Raw genomic sequence first — 22,430 nt, forward strand, 5'->3', positions numbered from 1 at the left:
AATGAAATTATGTACGATGATTATGCAAGATTTTATGCGGTGGAAATTTGTTGTACTTGTTATTTCAATGAAAGCTATTAATTATCTAATACCTATTGTGAAATGATTAAAAATGATAGCATCCATCAAGTACTTAGCATCGATTATTGATAAATTTTTCGAAAAAAGTATACTGCTGCGACTAAGTAATGTTAAAGGATTTACATGAAGTATAGAGCTGATATAGATGGTTTAAGAGCGCTAGCCATTCTATCTATTCTTTTATTTCATCTAGGATTTAGTTTTTTACCGGGCGGGTATGTCGGTGTAGATCTTTTTTTTGTAATCTCCGGTTACCTAATTTCAAAAATTATTTATAAAGAAATAAATAATCATAGCTTTTCTTTACTGCAGTTTTATGAAAGAAGAGCTAGACGCATTCTTCCTGCTTTACTCTCGGTGATGTTTGTAACAGCGATAGCCGCATATATCGTGTTTTTCCCTACTCAGCTCGTTGAATTTGCACGTTCAGCTCTTGCTTCATTACTCTTTTCAGCCAACATTTATTTTTATTCCACTTTAAATTATTTTTCACCTTCTGCAAATGAAACTTTATTATTGCATTTATGGTCGCTGGGTATTGAAGAGCAGTTTTACATTTTCTTCCCTTTGTTGGCCTTGCTCTTTGCAAAGAAGTCATATCGCGCGTTATTTGTTTTTCTGCTGTGTGGCTTATTATTCTCTCTTTTTGCATCTCAGTGGGTGCTTAGCTTTAATCCCCCGGCTGCTTTTTATTTGCTGCCTTTTAGAGCTTTTGAACTGCTGTTTGGATGTATTATCGCTTTTGAGCATTTGCCCGCCGTATCAAAAAAACTTAGCTTAATTTTTAGTGTGCTCGGTGTAGTCTTAATTGGCATTGCACTATTTAAATTAACTAGCACCAGTGCGTTTCCGGGATTTGCAGCGGTTTTGCCTTGCTTGGGTTCAGCGCTCATTGTTTTTGCTGGAAGCCAAGGCAATTACTCCTTTATTCATAAAATGTTTAGCCTAAGGCCTCTCGTTGCGACGGGGAAAATCTCTTATTCTCTCTATCTGGTACATTGGCCAGTTATTATTGTGGCTAATACTCTCTATCCTGATGCACAGGGTTTTGGATTTAAGTGCAGTTTATTGGTTCTTTGCTTTGTTTTGGCAACACTCAATTATTATTTGGTGGAACGCTATTTTCGCTACGCAAAAACTAGCTATTCAGCAAAAAAATATCTTAGTAATTCGATATTTGCTCTTTGTGCAGTTGCCCTAATTCCAACGGTAATGATTTATAATCAGGGATTTCCAAATAGACTTGATGATAGAGTCAATAAAGCTGCTTCTTATCTGAATTACAGTGCTAAGAAACTTTATCATTATGGTTCTTGTTTCTTAGAATATGATCAAGATCCGCGCCAAATAGATTTATATAGCTGCCTTCCTAAAGACTCAGAAAATACGGTAATCATTTGGGGCGACAGTCATGCCGTTCATCTTTACCCTGGTCTTCACGAATCGTTGGCGAAAGAGGGCTACGATTTAGGTGCACTGACCTCGTCTGCCTGTCCTCCTATCAAGGATTTTGAATTGGAGGTACGTCCCTACTGTAAAATTTTTAATACTCTGGCATTGGATATTATTTTAAAAGTTAAACCAAAAATCTTAATCATGACTGCCTATTGGCCGTCAACACCGCAGAACATGGAGTTGCTTGATAAAACTATTCAATTAATTGCTAAACAAAATATTCAGATTCTTCTTCTTGGTCAGAGTCCTGTCTATACAGAATCTGTCCCGACCTTAGTTGTTAAGCGAATAAAAGCAGGTAATCCCATCGTTTCCTCAGCTGACATAATGCAGACGGAATACCTAATACATACCGAAAGTATTATGAAAAAGATGTTTGCAAACCGTTCAGATGTAAAATATATTTCCGTTTTAAACTCAGTGTGTCCTAATAAGGTTTGCCCAATGGTATCAGCTGATGAAACGCCTCTTCATTTTGATGTTGCTCATCTAACTGAAGCTGGCTCAAAACTTTTCGCGAAAAAATTGACTCCCGAGATTTTAAAAAGTTATGGATAAAAAAGGGTTGGCCAGCCAAAGGGCAGATGGTTTTGATTTTAAATCGGAGGTACTTGGTGCGGAAAAGAGAATTAGGCCCTTTGTCCGAGAAACTGCTCTTGATTATTCCATTGCCCTCAGTCGTGAAACTAAAGCAAATGTATTTTTAAAATGCGAAAACCTACAATTTACAGGATCTTTTAAAGTACGAGGCGCAATCAATAAACTACTGAGTTTAACTTCCTCCAGAAATGAACAGGCGATAGTCACCGCTTCATCAGGTAATCATGGGGCAGCTGTTGCATTTGGTTTAAGTAAATTAAACAAGAAAGGAGTTGTTTTTATTCCGGAAAATACATCTTCGACGAAGGTGGATAACATCCGCAATTATACAGCTAATCTTGAATTTTATGGACAAGATTGTGTGCAAACTGAATTGCATGCCTTGGAATATGCAAAACAACATAAGATGATTTATGTCTCCCCCTATAATGATCTCCAAGTTATTAGCGGTCAAGCGACAATTGGTTTAGAACTCATGAAGCAACTCGATACTATTGATGTTGTTTTTGTTCCTGTGGGTGGGGGTGGATTAATTTCGGGAATTGCCTGGTATTTAAAATCAGTTAATCCAAACATCAAAATCGTTGGATGTTTACCGGAAAATTCTCCAGTTATGTCGGAATCAATACAGGCTAATCATATTATTGAAATGGAAACCTTGCCTACTCTATCCGATGCTACTGCTGGTGGAATAGAACCTGATGCTATTACCTTCGATATCTGTCGCCAATTTGTCGATGATTATATTTTGGTTTCTGAGGATGAAATCAAAAATGCCATTATTAATCTAATGAAAACACAACATCTTTTGGTCGAGGGGGCTTCTGGAGTTGCTCTTGGTGGATTCTTAAAATTCACAGGCTCAAGGGAATACCAAAAATATCAGGGAAAAAATATAGTGATTGTGCTAAGTGGTGCCAATATTAGTTTTGAAACATTAAAACAAGTTATCACTTCGTAAATTAAATTTGTCTAAGACTCAAACTTGCTTTGTAAATCCTTTCTCCATAAAAAAATTTCCAGTTTTTAATATTATATTAATATTTTGGCTGTATAATGTCCAAATAAATCTCCATTAGACTTAAATATGACCATAATTATCAATTCAAGCAACATCGCCCAAAATCCTTGGATGTGGGATTATCTCGAGTCAGAGCGCCAAAATAATTATGATATTTTGTATAAAGGCAAAAAATTTACCTACAACCAACAAGAATACCAATTGGGAGAAACTATCTTTGCTCGAGAAAGAAAAAAAGGGAATGGTTATGCCTACGAAATGGTATCAGCAATCCGTCTTGGCAGTGGGGCTTATGGTTATGTAATGAAGATTTCTTGTACCATTAGTCAGGGGAAAGAGAATAGCGCATTCCAAGCATTAGACAAAGACAGAGTGGTGAAATTTGAAAGGACTAAGGATGCAGCAAAGGAGTATTCCGTGGGTCAATATGCCGAGCATATGCATATGAAAAAACCTGTGGGAGGTCGTCTAGTCATGCGAAATCTCGGAGACCAGACTTTTAGTAGGTTTATTAGAAAGAATTTGCCTGCAGATTGTCAAAAAATGCTGGCTTTAACAAACGAATTAATTAGAGCTTATAAAGAACAATTGTTAGAGCAAAAGCTAGTACACCGTGACTTACATGATAATAATATTCTTATTAAATTAAATCCCAAGCAAACCGGTAAACCATTTGAATTGAACATCGTCGATTTTGGCTTAGCGCAATATATACCAAAGGGAAATGAAAAGGAGATGACATTTTTTACAGATTTCTGCAATCAAATAATTCCTCTTATTCGCATGTTATGGGATATACCGGATGCGCCTAGATCAGTAAGAAGGTTTTTGGCGAAACCTCATTCTTTCCTTGATTATACGAATTTTTTTGAAAATTTACTCCTAGCACCTGCCGCACATACCCAAAAGTCACTTGATGATTTACTCGACTTCTTTGAAAGGCTCGCCAAAAATCAAGGTGACTTGAGTGCAGAATTGAGTGGAAAAGTATCGGAAGCAGTTAAGGCATCTACTGCGAATAATATGCAACCATTAAGGGATCTTGTCCTAGAGTGCAGAAGGTGTTTAAAAGAACAAAATATCGAGAAACCTAATTTTCCTATCGTGATATTTGATGAAAATGAAAAAAGACAACGTTTATATTACCAAATAGAGCAATACTATAATGACCTGGAAAACAAAGGAAGGTCTCTTTGTAAGACTCCTCAACAGAAAGAAGGCCAGGAACTGTGTAAACTAGTCAATCACCTTAGAACGAAAACGCTAGATGCGATTTATAATGATGATGCTTCAATACAAGTTCAGCTTTTAGACTGTCGAGATTTTTGTAAAGAGTTATTAAATGACAACAAGGAACTTTTAGATATCCGACGTGATAACAATTATATCTGGGGGGAAGTGGCTGTTGTATTGACTTCATTAATTGTTCTTTATCCCGTGGTTTTAGGCGTTAATTATCTTTGTACTGGCAAAATAGGTTTCTTCAGTGAAACGAATAGTGCGAAAGGTGCGGACAAACTCAATAGAGATTTTGCAGCATTGCAAACTACTTTCGTTTGTTGACACCTTGGCTCTGATAAGGCGATTTTTGGGGCTTAAAGAGATTCCGGTCAGAAATATAATTCTAATAAGCTGAGCTACAGTGCAATGCCTCCGATAGAAGTGCATAATGTGAGCTGACATAGCTGTATGCTCCCGCGCAACAATTGCTAATAATTCCCCTGAGTTAAATGCCTTCAAGTAGTAGATCGAGATCAAGTGACGAACGCTGACCGAGATCTTTTGCATGCTCCCTGAGAAAGGCTTCAGCAGCTCGACGACCTTCGTCTCGTAATAGGATAAAAAAGTCCCATTCTGCATTGAGTTTAGAGGAATAACCAAGTTCTAACATCATATCGCTATTTATTCGGTGTATTCGCATACCAGCCCATTTTGCTCCTTCGGATTCGCCTGGATAGGCTAATTGCCGTAATAAAGCAATCATCCGAAGTTCCTTGAGTAACACAGCATTGAACGAAATCTCATTCTGGCGATTGAGTATATCTCTAGCTGACCGAGGAGAGTCTGGTCGCATGACAGGGTTAATCTGTACTAAAATCGTATCTTGCGATTTACATTCACGTACAAGAGGTGTGATAGTGGGATTTCCTGAGTATCCCCCATCCCAATAGTGCTCTCCATTAATCTCGATAGCCTTGAAAAGACTAGGTAGGCATGCTGATGCAAGAAGTACTTCAGAGGTGATTTCGTTATTGCGAAATACTCTTCCTCTACCAGTACTAACGTTTGTCGCAGTCACGAACAATTTGATAGGGCTTTGTGACAATCCTTTGAAATCAATAAGTTTCTCTAAAATATTATGAAGTGGATTGGCCCCTAAGGGATCTATATCGTAGGGAGAAAACAATCTAGAAAAAATATCCATAGTGATAAAAAAAGGAGAGTAATCGAGCGACCATTGACCCAAAACGACATCAAGAAAACTGCGTTGTAAGGGACTAAAACGAGCTACTTCAGAGATGGTTTTCCAGAATAATTCGAGCGAATTGCGGGCTTCATCAGGACCTCCTTTGGTATATCCATCGGCGAGGACCACAGCACACATTGCTCCAGCAGAGGTACCAGAAATGCCCTCGATCCGTAGCTTTGGTTCTTCTAATAAACGATCTAAAACACCCCAGGTAAAAGCGCCATGAGCACCACCACCTTGTAAAGCTAAATCAATAATAATGTTGTCATTTATTTTTGGAGAATAAGTCATATTAATGCCCTCCTTGTCTGCTTTCAACTCAATGAGATTAGACCTCAAGTGAGTCGGGATAGGTATTTACTATCACTTGTTTTATGAACTCTGGTTACCCGATAGTGAAGGTACTTCCGTACTCCTGTTTGTAGAAAATACTTCCTTGTTAGTAACCGCTTAAGAGTCCAAATTCTCCGGTTAACTTGTCTAGCTATTAAAGGGCCAGATAGAATTATGTGGTGCATAATTAGTGCCCGTCAATCAACTTGTTTTTCTTGATTTGCTATATTGTTTTAATAAAAAGCCAACTGTTATTTTTCTGTGTCAACTATTTGTTAAAGAGCAACTTGAGTTAGGCTCCTCACTGCCTTTTTGTTTTAATCCTAAGTCAAAAAAAAATTTTGAATTAGTTGCTAAAAGTCGACTCGAGAATAATTGCGTGATTTTGCTCGTAAAAGCGACATCGTTTGCCGATATGGCGGAGAGGAATTTATTTTTGTTATGCCAGAAATTTTCGCAAAAAAAGCATTGCAGCGTGCAAAATCTTTGCGTGAAGCAGTCGGTCATATTCATTTGCGCTATGGAGGTGTTGCCCTAACTCAAATTACCATTTCGATAGGCTTAGCCACTTATCCGAAGCATGGCGAGAATAGGCATGATTTAATTGCAGCATCCGATTTGGCGCTTTATAAAGCAAAAAATACGGGACGCAACAAACAGAATTGTATAAAAAAGAATAGCATCTAGCGCTGTGCTAGCTATCCATTGATAACAGGGCAGCCGCAGCCAGTTTTTTAGCGATGTTTTCATTACCATATATCTCTGGTCGGCTCTTGTGCTGATATTTTTCTGAACTAGCGGATGCAGAAAAACCACTAGAAGCTACAGCCCTAAAAAAGCGCTGTGTTTGCTGTTTTGTCTGCAGTGAGTTGCTCTTCACAAGCTGCGTTGGCTTAATGCTTTCTGGCATTGAATTCCTTGCGATTCAGAAAATTTCAGCGCATTATATTAAAATTTAACTAATTTGCAAAATTTATTTTCTATATGGTATAAAAATACCATGCATGCGTTAATTTTGGCTGATTGGTCAAATTGTGATTAGGCGAACTGAGTTTCATGGATAGCGTCAACTCGATCTGAATAAAAGGCAATATAGCCTTCAATTTTTTTTACAGCAGGGAAAGGGGCCTCATAAGACCAGACTGCATTTTTCGCCTTTTCTCCTCCTATGGGTATATCATAATAAAAGCAATCCCCTTTATAAGGACAATAGGTTTTATTAGAACTTCGTTTAAGCAGTGACATATCCACGTCTTTACGTGGTATGTATTGGACTGGGGAATAGTTGGCCTCATATAAGGTCAAAGCTCGCTCCGTATCAGCAATAATTGTTCCGCCAACTACCACTTTAATGCGATTTGGATTTCGTTCAATTGTAATCGGATGATCAGGCCCAGGTATTTTGATCTTTTTATTTTCCATATCCAATGTCCCTCATTGCGTTATCTTATCCTAAAGTATAGTGATTTTAGGATGAAACGCTTAGTCTGCTGATTTGTGTGTGGAAAAATCTAGAAACCGCAACTATTCTTTTTGTATCAGATTATAAAAGGGAAAGTATAATCATGTTTAATAACCTATTTTGCAAGATAACCACGGGCATAGGTTTTCTCTATTTTTCCACTATTGTATTGGCTGATGGCACTCCTAAAGATACTTGGCTTCGGGGGCTTAAGGATTTAGCACCTGAAATAATTTGCAAGAGTTTTATGCAGGATAGTGATTTAAACAAAAAACTAAAGGCTGCAAATATTAGTTACGATAAATGCTTAACCTTAATTCCCGCAAACTTTGATAAATGCCAAGCCAAATACTACGCTAAAATGCCAGATACCATCGATAAAAAGGATGCTGATAAGTGGGGAAATAACATTGGCATGTGTATCGGGGGAGAGTTTACTGTCGATTATTTATTAATCCCTCAATAATCTAAATTTTCTATTCTTCGAATCGAACGGGTCCAACCCACCCCGTCGTCTGGCGAATCCCGGCCGTCAAAGCCGTGAGGATTCGCTTTAACAGGGAGAGAGAAGTTCAAGACGTTACTTCGTTAGCCATAAAACGTTTATCTACAACAAGATACCGAATCATAGACATCCATTTTCGTTCAGATTATACTTCACCCCCAAAGCAGCTTAGCAATTTTTATTTGTTAGGGATAACCTATGAAACTTATCAATAATATGTTGTTCGATTGAGAACACATGAGTTTCAAATTAAAGAAGTAATATTGATAAGTCCATCATTTTAACAGTCAATAGATAGTTGGTGAAGATGAAATATTCCGTCATTATTCCAATTTATAAAAACGAAACCTCTATCCTGGAATTACTTGAAATATTAAAGAAAATGAATCATGAGCTTGCGGGGCACATGGAGGCGGTTTTCGTTATTGATGGCAGTCCAGATAAATCCTATGAAATTATTCGGGATAATCTTGAGTATTTAAATTTCCCAGCACAATTACTAGTTCATTCGCGTAATTTTGGTTCTTTTCCAGCTATACGTTCTGGATTAATTGCGGCTAGAGGAAAGTTTTTTGGAGTTATGGCCGCTGATTTGCAAGAGCCTCCTGAATTATTAATAACTTTTTTCAAGGCGCTTGACGCTGATGAATGTGATGTTGCTATCGGCACACGCAATGGGCGTCAGGACCCGTTTTTATCACGAATGGCTGCGAATCTTTTTTGGGGTTTATACCGTCGCTTAATCATCTCCGATATGCCACCAGGTGGCGTAGATGTGTTTGGTTGTAACCAACAATTTCGTGATCAGTTATTACAATTAGAAGAGTCTCGTTCTTCGCTTATCGCTTTGATTTTCTGGCTTGGGTTTCGCCGTAAATTGGTTCATTACGAACGGCAAAAACGCCAAAATGGCAAATCCGCATGGACTTTTCGAAAAAAATTGGATTATATGATGGATAGCATTTTTGCATTCACAGATTATCCTATTCGCTTACTTATTCGCACAGGGGCAGTCGGTACAGTTTTTGCGCTTGGTCTAGGAGCACTCATTTTTTCCGCACGTATTATGGGGATGATTGTTGTGCCTGGATATGCAGCGATTATTCTCACCGTCCTCTTATTGGGCGCTCTTAATATGTTTGGGCTCGGATTAATAGGCACCTATGCCTGGCGAGGTTATGAAAATAGTAAACAGCGTCCTTTGGCTGTGGTCGCATTGAAGCACATCAATGAATGGGGTCATTAATGAATAATTCGATAGCCAAACATCCAACCTCTGATGTTCAATCACTAACCATTGGCGAAGGAACAAGTATTTGGCAGTTTGTTATTATTTTGCCAGAGGCTAAAATAGGTTCTGAGGTTAATATTTGTTCACATTGTTTTATTGAAAATGATGTCCAGATTGGTGACCGAGTAACCATTAAATCTGGCGTACAACTATGGGATGGGATTCGCATTGAAGATGATGTATTTATTGGCCCGAATGTTACCTTTACCAATGATAAATTTCCTCATTCTAAGCAATATCCCGAAAAGTTTTTAGAAACCCGCATTGAAAAAGGGGCTTCGATAGGGGCTGGTGCGGTAATTTTACCAGGCATTACTATTGGTGAAGGGGCAATGATAGGGGCTGGCGCGATTGTCACTAAATCAGTCCCTCCTTATGCCATTGTGACTAGTCCTGCGAGTAAAGTAATAGGCTATATCAAAGCAGATACAGCTCTCTCTTCAATGCAACCCGATGCAAAGGTCGCAGAACCAATTGAAATCGGCGTAGGGAAAGTGAGTTTACACCAATTTAAACTTATGCAAGATCCACGCGGGGATTTATCAGTGGGTGAATTTATGCGAGAAATACCTTTTTTCCCAAAAAGGTATTTTTTGGTATTTAATGTTCCTGCGGAAAAGGTTCGTGGCGAACATGCTCATCAAGAATGTCATCAGTTCCTTATCTGCATTAAAGGGAACTGTTCTGTCATGGTAGACGATGGCAAGACCCGCAAAGAAATCATCCTTGATGCACCTAATAAAGGCCTCTATCTACCGCCCCTAACTTGGGGGGTCCAATATAAATTTTCCCAAGAAGCAGTGCTTTTAGTTTTCACCTCTGACTATTATGAAGCGAATGATTATATTCGCAGTTACAGCGAGTTTTGTGCACTTTTAGACAATTAAAAGTTTGATGAAATGATTAAGGAACTAACATGGCGGTTATCCCTGTATTGAAACAGAATTCATCGGTATCTTACCAAAAACAGCGCAGTACACTCTATGGATGGTTCCTCCTACTACTGACAATCTCATTAGTTATATTTGCACTTTGGCTGCCTTTCGGATTTAGCCTAACTGCACTCATTGAAGAATGGGGTGTTTTAGGGACTTATATTAGCCATGGCTTGTATTTTATTGTTGATTTAACTAGCCCTCTCGCTGCACATAGCTCTCGTCCATTAACTGTATTTCCTCACTCGCTTGCTTACTATCTTGATGCGAATTCATTTGATTACTGGCATGTTTTATTGATCTTGTCCTTGCTCATCAAAGGATTTGCATTTGCTTATCTCATCGAGAAGATTACCGGATCGTTGCGCTGGGCATCGTTAGCAGGGATTTTGCTTATCATTTATCCAGCGGATACGATGCAAATCGCTTTTCGGGGCTTTCATATTAATTGGGCCCTTTCATCAGTACTTTTAGGAAGTTGTTTTTTTATGATGGCGACTCAAACCGAACGGTTGATTCGTTATTTAATCGCTTGTTTTTTAGCAGCGGGACTCATGTTTTCTGCAATATGCATGTATGAAGCAGCCATTCCACTTTTAGCGTTACCTTTTTTAATCTTATACGCTAAAGAAGGATTTCGGCGTTCTTATCAATGTCTATGGAATCGAAAAATACTAATCCTCGGTTGGATTGCCAGTTTAGCCATTTATTTGCTTTATCTACATTACATCAAATCAAAAATTAATACTTATCAAAGCAGTCTCATTGATGGACGGAGTTTTTGGCAGCTTATTACACAAACGCCCTATTCTAAATTGTTTTCAATTGGCGCTTTACGCGGTTTAATGGGTGGGTGGTTTGATGCTTTTTCTATTCTTTTTAAAGAATTTAGTTTCTATGGTTATATTTATCTTTTGCTAATTACAAGCTGCATTTGCGGGTTGTTGTTATTAGCGAAACCACTCGCACAAAATGAACAAGACAATCAATTATCAGTAAGCTTACTACGTCTCGGGGTTGCAGGTTTTCTATTATTACTTCTGGGATATTCGCTGTTTCTCTTCTTACCTAGTCACATGGCAACGACGCAACGAACCTTTTTGTTCGCCTCTCCGGGTTCCGTCATGGTTTGGTTAGTTACCTTAATGTTAATGGCTAAGCGAGCAAGAAAAACTGCTTTTTTTCTCAGTTTTATGTTAATTTGCGCTGGCTTTGCCGCACAATTATTTTATTTTCATCATTATATGAAAATTTCTACAACTCAACGATCGTTATTAAAAGAGATTGTAGAAAATTTTGATGGTCGAAATGAGAAGACCTTGCTCATCTTGGATAAAACGAGCCAGCTCAATTATACCTGGATGTTTTTGGTTTCCGATTTACAATTCGCCTTATCCTATCTGTATAATCACAGCTTCACCAATCCAATTTTAGTTTGCCGGTTACCAGGAGAAAGTTGGCAATTACCTGGTACGAGAGCTGGTTCCTGTGTTGAAAAGGAGGACAATTGGGTTTTTTCATACCCTAATGATTTTCCAAATAAGGCGCAGTCTCCAGATAAGCTTATATCTAAAAAGGACTTATTTGTTCTAACCATCAAGCCTGATGGGAGAGTGCACCCTGATCCTAACTTAGAAGCGCATCGATATGATTTATACCATGGTCAAAGCCAAAGAGCTTTGCGTTTTCGCAATATATTGACCGAAAAAACTTGGCTTTCTTATTTCAATCCAATATGGAAAACACCAACTTCTGATCGATTTCAATGGAATTTTGGAGATTGGTGGGGGCTAGAAGACACTATCTCTGGAAATGGCTGGGGTGAGGCTCAATGGCTGATTAATATTTTTCATCACAAAGCCATAGCGTGGAAGATAGCAAAAGATGCCAATTTGCAGTTCAAACTAAGACCCACTTCAGATTTTTATCAATTAAAAATTCGTTTAGCAAATATGGTGAATGAAAATGTTCGTAATAGCCTCAAAATTCGTATTAACGAGCATGAAGTATCATTTCGTTGGTTAGACTTTGAGTCAAACCCTTTTGTTCCTAACAGCATGGTCTTAGTTGCAACTATACCCTCTAAAGATTTGCGCTTTGGAGTTAATTCAATTGTCTTTAATTCTGAGGTAGTTAAAGAATATTATGGATTATCATTTCAGTTAGCTTCAATTGATTTATTCCCTATTAATTCATTAAATAAAAATAATATAAATACAGATATAAAGGATAAAGCCTAAAATGATTTTAGTGACAGGCGGATGTGGTTTTATTGGTAGCAATTTTATTTTAAATTGGTTAGCGACAAATAATGAACCTGTTCTTAATTTGGATGTATTAACTTATGCTGCCAATCCCCAAAATTTATTAACTCTAAAAAATAATAAAAACTATTTTTTTGTGCAGGGTGATATAGAAGATAGAGGATTAATTAATCAATTGTTGGCTAATTTTCAGCCACGAGCAATTATCAATTTTGCTGCTGAGAGCCATGTTGATCGTTCTATTCACAATCCAGAAAAATTCATTAAAACAAACGTAGAAGGAACATTCCAACTACTAGAAGCAGCGCGACATTATTGGTTAAATATGCGTGGTGAGGCGCAAAATAGATTTCGTTTTTTGCATGTATCTACGGATGAAGTATACGGTTCTCTGAATGCCACTGGTCCGGCTTTTACTGAGGAAAAAAAATACGAGCCAAACAGCCCTTATTCTGCAAGTAAAGCAGCCAGTGATCATTTAGTTCGAGCCTGGCATCACACTTACGGTTTGCCCGTTCTTACGACCAATTGTTCTAACAATTATGGACCTTACCAATTTCCAGAAAAGCTGATTCCTCTGATGATCACCAATGCATTAGCAAACAAGGCATTGCCCTTATATGGTGATGGAAAAAATGTTCGCGATTGGTTGTATGTCACGGATCATTGCGATGCAATTGAGTGTGTTTTAGAACAAGGACAAATTGGTTCGACCTATAATATAGGCGGCCATAATGAAATGACTAACTTAGAAATTGTAAATACAATTTGTCAATTATTAGATGAACTCCAGCCAAATCCAGAAGGAAGTTACCAACGGTTGATTTGCTTTATCAAAGACCGACCTGGGCATGATAGACGATATGCAATCAATGCTCAAAAGATAGAAAATGAGTTAGGATGGAAACCCGCGGAAACCTTTGCCACCGGCATACGTAAAACGGTCCAATGGTATTTAACAAACAGACAATGGTTAGATAATATTATCTCAGGCCATTATCACGACTGGTTTAAAAAACATTATTCCGAACAATAAGAAGGGTTGAGTGTATGAAAAGAAAAGGTATTATCCTAGCTGGTGGATCGGGAACGCGTTTATATCCTGCAACTCTTTCGATTTCGAAACAACTATTACCTATTTTTGATAAACCAATGGTTTATTATCCCTTAACAACCTTGATGTTAGCGGGAATCCAAGAACTTTTAGTGATCTCTACACCCCGCGATTTACCTCATTTTCGTGAGTTAATGGGCGATGGTTCACAATGGGGTTTAAATTTGAGCTATGCTGTCCAGTCTTCTCCCGATGGATTAGCGCAAGCGTTGATCATTGCAAAAGATTTTCTAAATGGTTCTCCCTGTGCTTTAGTGCTGGGTGACAATATATTCTACGGTCACAATTTAAAAGCAACCCTAATGGAGGGGCAGCAAACTGAGGAAGGTGCCTGTATTTTTGCTTACCCAGTGCATGATCCAGAGCGCTATGGAGTGGTAGAATTTGACAAAGATGGCCAAGCAATTAGTATTGAAGAAAAACCTGTGCTTCCTAAATCTCGTTATGCGATAACAGGATTATATTTTTATGATCCCCATGTGGTTGAGATTGCTGAATCTGTTAAACCTTCACCGCGTGGCGAATTAGAAATTTCTGATATTAACCGGCATTATTTGGATAGCGGATTACTTAAAGTAGAGATTATGGGTAGAGGGTTTGCTTGGTTGGATACAGGTACTCATGAATCAATGTTAGAAGCGTCTCATTTCATTTCGACTATTGAGCGCCGACAAGGGTTTAAAGTCGCATGTCCTGAAGAAATTGCTTGGCGACAAAAATGGATCAGTGATCAACAATTAGAAAAAGCAGGCAAATTATTGGCTAAATCAGGTTATGGTCAGTATCTACTAGATCTACTTAATGATTCAGGTTTCAGCTCTGGTTGGTAGAATTATTGAAGTTATCTAAAGTTTAATTGCCCTATCTAGGATGAAGATGAAAAGAATAATATTTCTTGACTGGTTGAGAATTTTTTCATTCAGTAGTGTTCTAATTGGACATAAGTTCCATTCGATTTTGCTTAATATTTCTAATGATGATTCTGTACACGAATCCTCACGGTTTCTGATTAAATTAATCTTGCCTCTTGCTTATGCCGGAGGAGCTGGCGTTGTTGTATTTTTTCTTGTTTCGGGATATGTGATTAGTCATGTTTTACAAACTGAACAGCCTTTAGAATTTCTTATTAAGCGAATTTTCAGAATCTATCCGTTGTATATTTTTGCTGTTTTATTTCAGTACTCTTTACTCTATTTTGTTAATCCTGCTGCGCTCAATTTAAAAATAATCATTCAGCAATTACTCTTGGTCGGTGATTTTTTTCAAACGCCTTGCACCTTAGGTGGTGTGGAATGGACTTTACGAGTTGAAGTTCTATTTTATCTATTTATGTTTGTGTTGCGTTATTTTAAAATAATTGGTCAACATAGATATGCACTGCCTTGGGTTTTAATAATTACAACTTTAGCGCTCGGCTACATTCCCGCATTTCCTTCAGGGGCTCTAGCAGTAGGTTATTTAAATATTTATGGTCCTTTTTTGTTTCTAGGTGTGTTTTTTTGGTTATATGAAAATAAACAAGTTAGCTTTGCTCAGATGGCAGTTTTCACAGGTTTTATTTTTATCCAGCACTGGCATCTCATCGACACAATAAGTCCATATTGGCGACATGACCATTTTGCAGCCCTGGCTTTTCTTATATTTTTAGCAGTTTGGACACTCAGAGATAAACTATTTTTTAATCGCGTAATACTTTTTATATCCGAACTGACTTACTCTGTTTATCTATTACACAACTGGCTCTTTGATCACATCAAGCAGTGGACGATTGCAGGGGGACTTTTTCACCAGAATAGGTACGCTTTAATGATGTTGCTCGCTATTTCTGCGGTATTAGTAAAGGCAATTGAAAAACCAGGTATTAAACTCGGACGTTTATTAATTCAACACCTCAAAACACCAGCTCCTAACTATCCTACTGGAGCTGAGGAAGCGCTTGTTAATGTTAAATATTAATTTTATTGGTTGTGGCAATTTAGGAAAAACGCTGGGTCGGTTGATAACACAAGCTCAGGTAGGTACTGTAAAAGGAGTTCTGACGAAATCTCAGGAAACGGCAGATGCAGCTGTGGAGTTTATCGGTGCTGGGAAAAGTTATCTTAAATTAAACGAGCTACCTAGGGCTGAGATTTACTTTATCACTACGCCTGATGATCTTATTGAAGCAACTTGTAAGCAATTGCTTGCTGAAGCCAGAATTGAAACCGGTGCTATTTTTATTCATTGTAGTGGCTCACTCTCCGCGAAGGTATTTCAACGCGCTCGTGACCAGAGCTGTTATGCGATGAGTGTGCATCCCATCAAAAGCTTTGCTAATCCTGAGTTGAGTGCAAAATCCTTTTCAGGTACCTACTGTGGGTATGAGGGGGATTTGGACGTTTTTCCTGTGATTAAGGCATTGTTTGAGGGGATAGGTGCTCATTTATTTCCTATAAAAAAAGAACAGAAAATGATTTATCACGCCGCTGGGGTGCTTGCTAATAATTATTTAGTAACCCTTCATCATATCGCGAGCGAATGTTATCAATTAGCAGGTCTTAGGGAAGATCTAGCCTACAAAATTACCAGCATGCTAATGAACGATGCGCTGCAAAATTTACAGAATTCTAGTCATGAAAAAGCGCTTACAGGACCTTTGCAACGAGGAGACATTAGTATCATCGAAGAACATCTTTCCCAGCTCATTATCAAGCCAATAATAAAAGAGGCTTATGCTGTATTGGGAGAAGCTACGCTTTCTATTACTAAACATAAAAAAGAGTTAAAACAAGTGCTTGCTGCTCTTTTGCGTAAAGAAGACGGAAAGTGAAACCGTTAATCTAGCCCGGTAGCTGGGAATGTCAAGAATAGTTATAGGTGATGGCCTTTCGTCTTAGTTACAAAAGTGGGATTCAAGCCAACGCCTCCCTGCTAAAGTCTTCAGCTTTTAAATTGAGATTTGTCTTATAAAATTGTGCTAAAGCCTGGCGAAACAATTTTGCTCGCTCAGGAAGCCCTTTTCCACAATAAGTTAACACCTGCTGATAGATAGCTTCTTTGAATGCATTTGAATCCGATTCTGTACCATTTAAATTATCGATGCTGACTCGAAATGGGTGATCTGCGGCGGTTGCAAGGATCCATTCCATAGCTTGTGGTTTTACCTCCACGATTTCGAAATGTTTTTGCTGTTCAGCATTCCGTCCATCCGGCTCATACCAGTAACCAAAATCGACCAATTTTCTTCGCTCTTCCCCGGCGATTAACCAATGAGAGCATTCATGTAATGCACTACTAAAAAAACCGTGCGCAAAAAAAATCGCATGGTAGGGGCGATTTTCATTGGCAGGAAGATAAAGCGGTTCATCGCCACCTTTCACTAATTGGGTATTGTATTTTTCTGTAAAACATTCATGAAAAATAGTGATTAAATCTTGGTAGTGATGCACTGAATAACTCTAAAATGATGTAAAAAAAGTAGCGTCTATTTTAACATTGTCTTACTGTCTAGCAAGGTTTCTAAGTAGATTGAATTATTGGCGCATTTAAATAAGAATAAGAAACTATTATTCTGGAGGTTATTTTTTGAAACAAGTTTTTTATACAACCAAGCAAGCCATTGCGGTCAGTAATATTTTCTGCATCGGACGAAATTATACTGATCATATTGCAGAATTAAACAATAAACCAACCGGATCGCCTCTTGTTTTTCTAAAACCTACTTCCGCATTAATGACAGAAAATCAATTAATCCAGTTACCCGAATTTTCTAATGAAATCGATTATGAAACTGAATTGGTACTGTTGATTGGTCAAGAGGCAAAGAATATAAACATCGAGCAAACACTCGAAGTAATTTCCGGGTATGGCGTTGGCTTAGATCTCACTGCTCGTGATCTGCAGGCTCACGCAAAAGAGCAAGGTTTACCGTGGGCTTTAGCAAAAGGGTTTGACTGTGCTGCCTGTATTTCAAAATTTGTACCCGCTAGCAGAATTGAAAAACCTCAAGATCTGCACTTTGAAATGAAATTGAATGACGTAATTCGTCAACGTGGTTTTGTCCAACAGATGTTATTTGATATTCCCTCTCTCATTCATTATTTAAGTGCAAAATTTTCACTTCAGCCAGGGGATCTTATCTTCACCGGAACACCTGCCGGTACTGGGCGTCTACAGAAAGGGGATCGGATTGAACTAAACTTAGCCGATAAAGTCAGCGCTCTCTTTTCAGTCGCTAGCTAAAAACAGTGACTGAAGAACCTGCTGTACAGGGCACAGGTTGTATCGAAGCATCGGCCACTATCATTGACGTTTCAGTTACAAGGGGTAGCAAGGTTAAGTTTTTGCCTGCAATCTGTGCATATTCAGTTAAAGCTTCTACCTCGTCAGTAAAGCGGGTGTGCTGAGGATAAATTGCATGAGCAAATTTATAGGCGGCTGTTATGGATAAGGTAATTGGAGTAAAAATTGTTCCAGCGGTAATACCTGCAGATAATACAGTTCCTGTAATCGTGACGACATACAAGACGACAGAAGCCAGAGCTAATAAACTGGCAATAAAAAAATCACGGCTAATAATTTTTCGAGTTTCATAATCCCGTTCACTGACTAAAGTCACTAATCGATTAATTGCTTCAAGATTATCAGGCTCCATGACGATGATATTTGCAGCCTCCACACACTCACGTAGTTTATTAATTCGCGAAAAAGAGGGTGAATTTGCTCGAAGTAGATCGATAGCAAGTTCTTCTCCACTTTGTAAAACTGCGCGGGCTTGAGGATTAATTAGCGTCATTTGGGTTTGATTTATATTGCTGCGTAAATCAGCAAGTGAATTAAGGAGACTATTTATTTCCTGATTTGCTTGTGCGAATTTACTTATATTCAATTCAATAAGAATTTCTTCTCTTCTATTTTCTAGATTCGTCTTATTATGCCAGTCCTCAGGGTTTGATCTTATTCGAGCAGCTTGTGATAAGTTCCCCATCGAATCAGCAAATAGAGTATTTTTGACCTTACCATTTGAGAAATAATAAAGCTGGCCACTACCGACAGCTAAACTTCCTGCTTCTGCACAAATGACCCAAAGCTGAGCAGCCAGTGAAACTCCGTAACTCGTTACAACTTCATATATTGCGTAAGCAAGAAACAATGCTGAAATTAAGATACGAAAGATAGCATAAGTCGATTTTTCTTTATCACAGTGATAACGCTTATAATCACTTTTCTCAATCAAATGTTCTAATTTTTTTAGATCTGCTCTTTTACCAGGATTTTGAATAACGTTAGCAGCTTGTTCAAGGCAAGCAGTTAATCGCTGCATGCGTTCGGTCGGGGGGAGGGCTTCACTTAATAATTCCATAACCAAGTCTTGGCTTGCTAGAAATGCTTTTTCAGCATAGTTATTAATAATTAGATTATCTTTTGCTAGCAGAACTTGTTGACCAAAACGGTCGAGGGATTCAAGCATAGCTTTCGCCACAATGAGAAGGTCTTTATCTTGTGCATTGCGAGTATAGAATTCCTCATAGATAAAAGATATTCGCTCATTTAAGTGCAGAATAGTTGCCTTATTTTCATCAAGAGAAGAAAAACTTAATAACCGCAATTGAGGACGTAGAGAAGATAAAAGTTTGCTAGTAGTCGATTGATTTTCTGCTACTAATAAAAAAGCCTGTAATGTTTTCCCAATAATCTCTCTAGTGGCTAAACGACTGCGGGGATAAGGAGTATTGAATACAAATGTTCTGCCTCTATTGATTCCATTTAGAATTTTATCCAAGCCAGAAAAAAAATAATGTTTCCACGAGTTATAGGCCTGTAGCTCAAAGAGGTCAGAATAGAGTAATTCGTCTAATTGCTCGAAGATCTCTTCATTAGATGGTTGAGCAAGCAGTATTTTAATTAAGTTTGTGCAGCGAATTATCCCATTTGCTACTTTAATTCTTTTTTCATCCGAGTAAGGGGCATTTAAATCCATTATTCCTATACTGAGTAAATAAAGCCGAACCAATAGAGGGTTTGCCGCATCATTTAGCCTAGTTTCTTCTGCATCGAAACAATCTTCAAGTTGCTCTCTTAGCGAGTTTAGCGTTGGTGCTAAGTCAGTGGGAAAGTTTGGAATAATCGTACTATGATTAAATAACTCATTGAATTTAAATTCAAATGCTAAAAGTTCTTCTTTTTTATACATAACCAAATTCTATTTTTAGAAGCAATTGAGCCTGCGGTAAATTTTTGGTTGGGATTATAGCAAAGAATTCTCATGGATATCTTATTTTGATAAGTTTGATACAAATAAATTTAGTTTGGCTTAAATTCTATCATTTCGAAAAGAAGGAATTCTTTGAAAATCACAACCTATTTTATGAAGAGCAATCTTATATATTTTGACCTTCATTGAAAAGAAGATAATATAGATTGTTATGCGCTAGGATTAATTAAAGAGTGAATTATGCCTTCTTTTGATATTGTTTCTGAAGTTAATAAAGTAGAGTTACGTCATGCAGTTGACAATGCGGTTCGAGAGTTAGGAACTCGCTTTGATTTTCGTGGAGTTGAATCAAGTATTGAATTAAATGAATTAACCGTAACGCTTAAATCAGAATCTGATTTTCAGGTGCGACAGCTAGAAGATTTATTCTCGAATCATTGTACTAAACGTAATTTGAGCACTTCAGGCGTAGACATAGAAGATAAACCAGTTCATAGCGGGAAAACCTTTTCACTCAACATGACATTTAAGCAGGGTATCGATCAACCTGCCGCAAGAGAAATTATCAAATTCATTAAAGATAGCAAACTGAAAGTACAAGCTTCGATTCAAGGCGATAAAATCCGCATCACTGGAAAGAAGCGCGATGATTTACAAGAAGCGATTGCCTTACTCAAAAAAGCAGAGATTAAATTGCCTTTGCAATTTGAAAACTTCCGCGACTAATGTGATAAGGAACTGGAGCCACCAGTTAATTCCTCATCTTCTACCCGAGCAGAGTCTGTTTGTGTTTTCCTTGCTGTAAGTATAGATTGACGAGCAAGTAAAAGTGCTCGGTTAGTATTAACAGGAGTGGTAAGTTCATCCCATCGTAGTAGGTTTTTATGCCAATTATTAAAACTAATCAGACAGGGGCAATCTAAGCGGTGCACGAGTCTATTTAAAACTTCATGCTTCCCGTCGCATAATTGAACTAAATCGTTATTTTGCAAAGAAAACAGTTTTAGTCTGGCATTGCATTTTTCTATAAAATTATCCATAGCTACCCAGGACTCAACATCCAATTGATGCATTTGATTATTGTCCATTAGCAATTTTTCGACTGAGCTGTCAACTAAGCCATCAAAGAAAGCGATCCAGCATTCAGGAGTTATAGTAGAACCCAATTCATTGCCTTTGAAATAAAGCGAGGTAACGCCAGCTTGAGTTATTTTATTGAGAAAATCAGTGATTTGTTCTTTAGTATAAGCGTTTAAGCGTAAATTTAAAAAACTAAGTTCTTTTTTTCCTTGTTCTAACTCCTCATTAATATATTTTTCTAAATCATCAATTGAGGTGAGTGGATTCAGTAAAAAATTTCTCATGTCTATCCGGATATTTGGGGTTATTAGAGCAGCAGCATAAACATTTTTTTATGCGCTTGTCTATTTATTGCAAAATAAGATCAATTATTTCAAAAAAAGTATTCTGTGGTCTATTATAAGACATATAGGTAATGACCTGAACCTGGCTGAACCAAAATTCAATTGTAGATAAGGAGATCGGTTTTGAAGTGTGGTGTGTATATCTGTTCAAGGCAGAAAACCTAAAGCACTTCATAGGTCGCCATATATTGTGCGTTCATTTTGCGGCTCAGATACTCAGGCTTGTCATTGCCTGTATCAGTTTTCCCTCCTCGATAAAATAAAATTAAGTCGCTTTGTGCAATTTATATTATTGTTGTATAATTAAAATGCAAACCTAATAAGGAAGCAAACATGAAAAAAATAACAATTGCAGCATTAATGTTTGTACCCGCAACCTTTCTTACCGGCTGTACGATTTCAGAAACGACTTACTCCCCTGGTTATAATAATGATTATGTCTATGCGGTAGGCTATTATGGTTATCGGCCTTATTGGAACAGTTATTATTCAGGTGGTTGGGGTAATGTAGGTTACTGGCGTGGTTACCGCGCTTACTCTAACCGAAGTTGGTTTGAAGGCCGCAGATGGTAATCTGCGGCGTTAACGCTCTAGCAAGGATGTATCTTATTCTTTCGCGCGGGAAACGTATTCACCTTTGCGAGTATCTACTTTGATCAGTTCGCCAGTTTGCACGAATAAAGGTACGCGAACTACGGCACCCGTTTCTAAAGTGGCAGGTTTGCCGCCACCGCCAGAAGTATCGCCTTTTAAGCCAGGATCAGTTTCTGTAATGGCTAAGATTACGAAGTTGGGGGGTGTTACTTGAATCGGCTCATTATTCCACAAAGTGACTATACAAATATCTTGCTCTTTAAGCCATTGCTGGGCATCGGCTAAAGCTTCGGAGTTTATTGCATATTGCTCGAAATTCTCAGGAACCATAAAGTGCCAAAGTTCACCATCATTGTATAAATATTGCATCTCTACGTCAGCAACGTCGGCTGACTCTAAAGACTCATTTGATTTAAACGTTCGTTCAACCACGCGTCCTGTTTTTAAGTTACGAATTTTTACCCGAGTAAATGCTTGCCCTTTTCCAGGTTTGACAAATTCGCAATCAAGAATACTACAAGGTGCATTGTCAACCATGACCTTTAAGCCATTTTTAAATTCATTTGTGCTGTAGATAGCCATCAGTGCTCCACTGTTGAGATTTTGTTGCTTTTTCGTTACAGTTCGCAGTTTATCAATTTTGGATACCTGTTGCGAGTGAATTTTTGGGCAAACACGAAACCGAAAC

The 22,430-nt window shown here is 38.0% G+C and carries 22 protein-coding genes; 15 read left to right on the top strand and 7 right to left on the bottom strand.

What is annotated here, in order from left to right; translation table 11 throughout:
- The first annotated feature begins 204 nt into the window (after nucleotides 1-204).
- The 3 genes from Ldro_RS13320 to Ldro_RS13330 all read left to right on the top strand — a co-directional run bounded on the left by Ldro_RS13320 (nucleotide 205) and on the right by Ldro_RS13330 (nucleotide 4,720).
- Nucleotides 205-2,094, top strand: coding sequence for an acyltransferase family protein (locus Ldro_RS13320; RefSeq protein ID WP_058496914.1), 1,890 nt, complete (start codon nucleotides 205-207; stop codon nucleotides 2,092-2,094).
- Complete coding sequence (locus tag Ldro_RS13325; protein WP_058496915.1) at nucleotides 2,087-3,097, top strand: threonine/serine dehydratase; 1,011 nt, start codon at nucleotides 2,087-2,089, stop codon at nucleotides 3,095-3,097. The genes Ldro_RS13320 and Ldro_RS13325 overlap by 8 nt, the downstream gene beginning before the upstream one ends.
- A gap of 216 nt (nucleotides 3,098-3,313) precedes the next feature.
- Nucleotides 3,314-4,720 carry a protein kinase domain-containing protein gene (locus Ldro_RS13330; RefSeq protein ID WP_162263979.1) on the top strand — a complete coding sequence of 469 codons (1,407 nt, stop codon included), beginning with the start codon at nucleotides 3,314-3,316 and terminating at the stop codon, nucleotides 4,718-4,720.
- 163 nt (nucleotides 4,721-4,883) lie between these two features.
- On the opposite strand, the gene Ldro_RS13335 is transcribed toward Ldro_RS13330, so the two are convergent.
- Nucleotides 4,884-5,918 carry a patatin-like phospholipase family protein gene (locus Ldro_RS13335; RefSeq protein ID WP_058496917.1) on the bottom strand — a complete coding sequence of 345 codons (1,035 nt, stop codon included), beginning with the start codon at nucleotides 5,916-5,918 and terminating at the stop codon, nucleotides 4,884-4,886.
- 417 nt (nucleotides 5,919-6,335) lie between these two features.
- On the opposite strand from Ldro_RS13335, the gene Ldro_RS13340 reads away from it, so the two are divergent.
- Nucleotides 6,336-6,647: a GGDEF domain-containing protein gene (locus tag Ldro_RS13340; protein ID WP_083497973.1), complete on the top strand. Its 312-nt coding sequence runs from the start codon at nucleotides 6,336-6,338 to the stop codon at nucleotides 6,645-6,647.
- 7 nt (nucleotides 6,648-6,654) lie between these two features.
- On the opposite strand, the gene Ldro_RS13345 is transcribed toward Ldro_RS13340, so the two are convergent.
- Together Ldro_RS13345 and Ldro_RS13350 are read right to left on the bottom strand one after the other, a co-directional pair.
- The gene (locus tag Ldro_RS13345) at nucleotides 6,655-6,870 is read right to left on the bottom strand and encodes a hypothetical protein (RefSeq protein WP_058496919.1); all 216 of its coding nucleotides are present in this window, start codon (nucleotides 6,868-6,870) and stop codon (nucleotides 6,655-6,657) included.
- A 128-nt stretch (nucleotides 6,871-6,998) separates the two neighbouring features.
- Nucleotides 6,999-7,382 carry a DUF427 domain-containing protein gene (locus tag Ldro_RS13350; protein ID WP_058496920.1) on the bottom strand — a complete coding sequence of 128 codons (384 nt, stop codon included), beginning with the start codon at nucleotides 7,380-7,382 and terminating at the stop codon, nucleotides 6,999-7,001.
- A gap of 143 nt (nucleotides 7,383-7,525) precedes the next feature.
- Here Ldro_RS13350 and Ldro_RS13355 point away from each other — a divergent pair, with 143 nt between their 5' ends.
- From Ldro_RS13355 to Ldro_RS13390, 8 genes are all read left to right on the top strand, one after another.
- On the top strand, nucleotides 7,526-7,888 hold the full coding sequence (locus Ldro_RS13355) for a hypothetical protein (protein WP_131764431.1): 363 nt from the start codon (nucleotides 7,526-7,528) through the stop codon (nucleotides 7,886-7,888).
- Between the two features lie 346 nt (nucleotides 7,889-8,234).
- A complete protein-coding gene (locus Ldro_RS13360; RefSeq protein WP_058496922.1) occupies nucleotides 8,235-9,173 on the top strand; it encodes a glycosyltransferase family 2 protein in 939 nt (312 codons plus the stop codon).
- A complete protein-coding gene (locus Ldro_RS16900; protein WP_058496923.1) occupies nucleotides 9,173-10,105 on the top strand; it encodes a WxcM-like domain-containing protein in 933 nt (310 codons plus the stop codon). The genes Ldro_RS13360 and Ldro_RS16900 overlap by 1 nt, the downstream gene beginning before the upstream one ends.
- 29 nt (nucleotides 10,106-10,134) lie before the next feature.
- A complete protein-coding gene (locus tag Ldro_RS13370; protein WP_058496924.1) occupies nucleotides 10,135-12,393 on the top strand; it encodes a hypothetical protein in 2,259 nt (752 codons plus the stop codon).
- A gap of 1 nt (nucleotide 12,394) precedes the next feature.
- The gene (gene rfbB / locus Ldro_RS13375) at nucleotides 12,395-13,453 is read left to right on the top strand and encodes a dTDP-glucose 4,6-dehydratase (protein WP_058496925.1); all 1,059 of its coding nucleotides are present in this window, start codon (nucleotides 12,395-12,397) and stop codon (nucleotides 13,451-13,453) included.
- A 14-nt stretch (nucleotides 13,454-13,467) separates the two neighbouring features.
- The gene (gene rfbA / locus Ldro_RS13380) at nucleotides 13,468-14,361 is read left to right on the top strand and encodes a glucose-1-phosphate thymidylyltransferase RfbA (protein ID WP_058496926.1); all 894 of its coding nucleotides are present in this window, start codon (nucleotides 13,468-13,470) and stop codon (nucleotides 14,359-14,361) included.
- 46 nt (nucleotides 14,362-14,407) lie between these two features.
- Nucleotides 14,408-15,487, top strand: coding sequence for an acyltransferase family protein (locus Ldro_RS13385; RefSeq protein WP_058496927.1), 1,080 nt, complete (start codon nucleotides 14,408-14,410; stop codon nucleotides 15,485-15,487).
- Nucleotides 15,474-16,340: a Rossmann-like and DUF2520 domain-containing protein gene (locus Ldro_RS13390; RefSeq protein ID WP_058496928.1), complete on the top strand. Its 867-nt coding sequence runs from the start codon at nucleotides 15,474-15,476 to the stop codon at nucleotides 16,338-16,340. Before Ldro_RS13385 ends, Ldro_RS13390 begins: the two co-directional genes overlap by 14 nt.
- 82 nt (nucleotides 16,341-16,422) lie before the next feature.
- Here Ldro_RS13390 and Ldro_RS13395 read toward each other — a convergent pair whose 3' ends face one another.
- Nucleotides 16,423-16,959, bottom strand: coding sequence for an elongation factor P hydroxylase (locus Ldro_RS13395; RefSeq protein WP_058496929.1), 537 nt, complete (start codon nucleotides 16,957-16,959; stop codon nucleotides 16,423-16,425).
- A gap of 136 nt (nucleotides 16,960-17,095) precedes the next feature.
- On the opposite strand from Ldro_RS13395, the gene Ldro_RS13400 reads away from it, so the two are divergent.
- On the top strand, nucleotides 17,096-17,752 hold the full coding sequence (locus Ldro_RS13400) for a fumarylacetoacetate hydrolase family protein (protein ID WP_058496930.1): 657 nt from the start codon (nucleotides 17,096-17,098) through the stop codon (nucleotides 17,750-17,752).
- On the opposite strand, the gene Ldro_RS13405 is transcribed toward Ldro_RS13400, so the two are convergent.
- Nucleotides 17,745-19,703 carry a hypothetical protein gene (locus tag Ldro_RS13405; RefSeq protein WP_058496931.1) on the bottom strand — a complete coding sequence of 653 codons (1,959 nt, stop codon included), beginning with the start codon at nucleotides 19,701-19,703 and terminating at the stop codon, nucleotides 17,745-17,747. The genes Ldro_RS13400 and Ldro_RS13405 overlap by 8 nt on opposite strands.
- Nucleotides 19,704-19,964: 261 nt before the next feature.
- Between Ldro_RS13405 and Ldro_RS13410 the strand changes: the two genes are divergently transcribed.
- Nucleotides 19,965-20,450 (top strand): YajQ family cyclic di-GMP-binding protein, encoded by a 486-nt coding sequence (locus tag Ldro_RS13410; protein WP_058496932.1) that lies wholly within the window; start codon nucleotides 19,965-19,967, stop codon nucleotides 20,448-20,450.
- Here Ldro_RS13410 and Ldro_RS13415 read toward each other — a convergent pair.
- On the bottom strand, nucleotides 20,447-21,088 hold the full coding sequence (locus Ldro_RS13415) for a hypothetical protein (RefSeq protein WP_058496933.1): 642 nt from the start codon (nucleotides 21,086-21,088) through the stop codon (nucleotides 20,447-20,449). The two genes, Ldro_RS13410 and Ldro_RS13415, sit on opposite strands and share 4 nt — an antisense overlap.
- A gap of 393 nt (nucleotides 21,089-21,481) precedes the next feature.
- Between Ldro_RS13415 and Ldro_RS13420 the strand changes: the two genes are divergently transcribed.
- Nucleotides 21,482-21,721 carry a hypothetical protein gene (locus Ldro_RS13420; RefSeq protein WP_058496934.1) on the top strand — a complete coding sequence of 80 codons (240 nt, stop codon included), beginning with the start codon at nucleotides 21,482-21,484 and terminating at the stop codon, nucleotides 21,719-21,721.
- A gap of 33 nt (nucleotides 21,722-21,754) precedes the next feature.
- On the opposite strand, the gene efp is transcribed toward Ldro_RS13420, so the two are convergent.
- Complete coding sequence (efp, locus tag Ldro_RS13425) at nucleotides 21,755-22,324, bottom strand: elongation factor P (RefSeq protein ID WP_058496935.1); 570 nt, start codon at nucleotides 22,322-22,324, stop codon at nucleotides 21,755-21,757.
- Between the last annotated feature and the right edge of the window lie 106 nt (nucleotides 22,325-22,430).

The organism is Legionella drozanskii LLAP-1 (assembly GCF_001467585.1).
GTDB lineage: Bacteria > Pseudomonadota > Gammaproteobacteria > Legionellales > Legionellaceae > Tatlockia > Tatlockia drozanskii.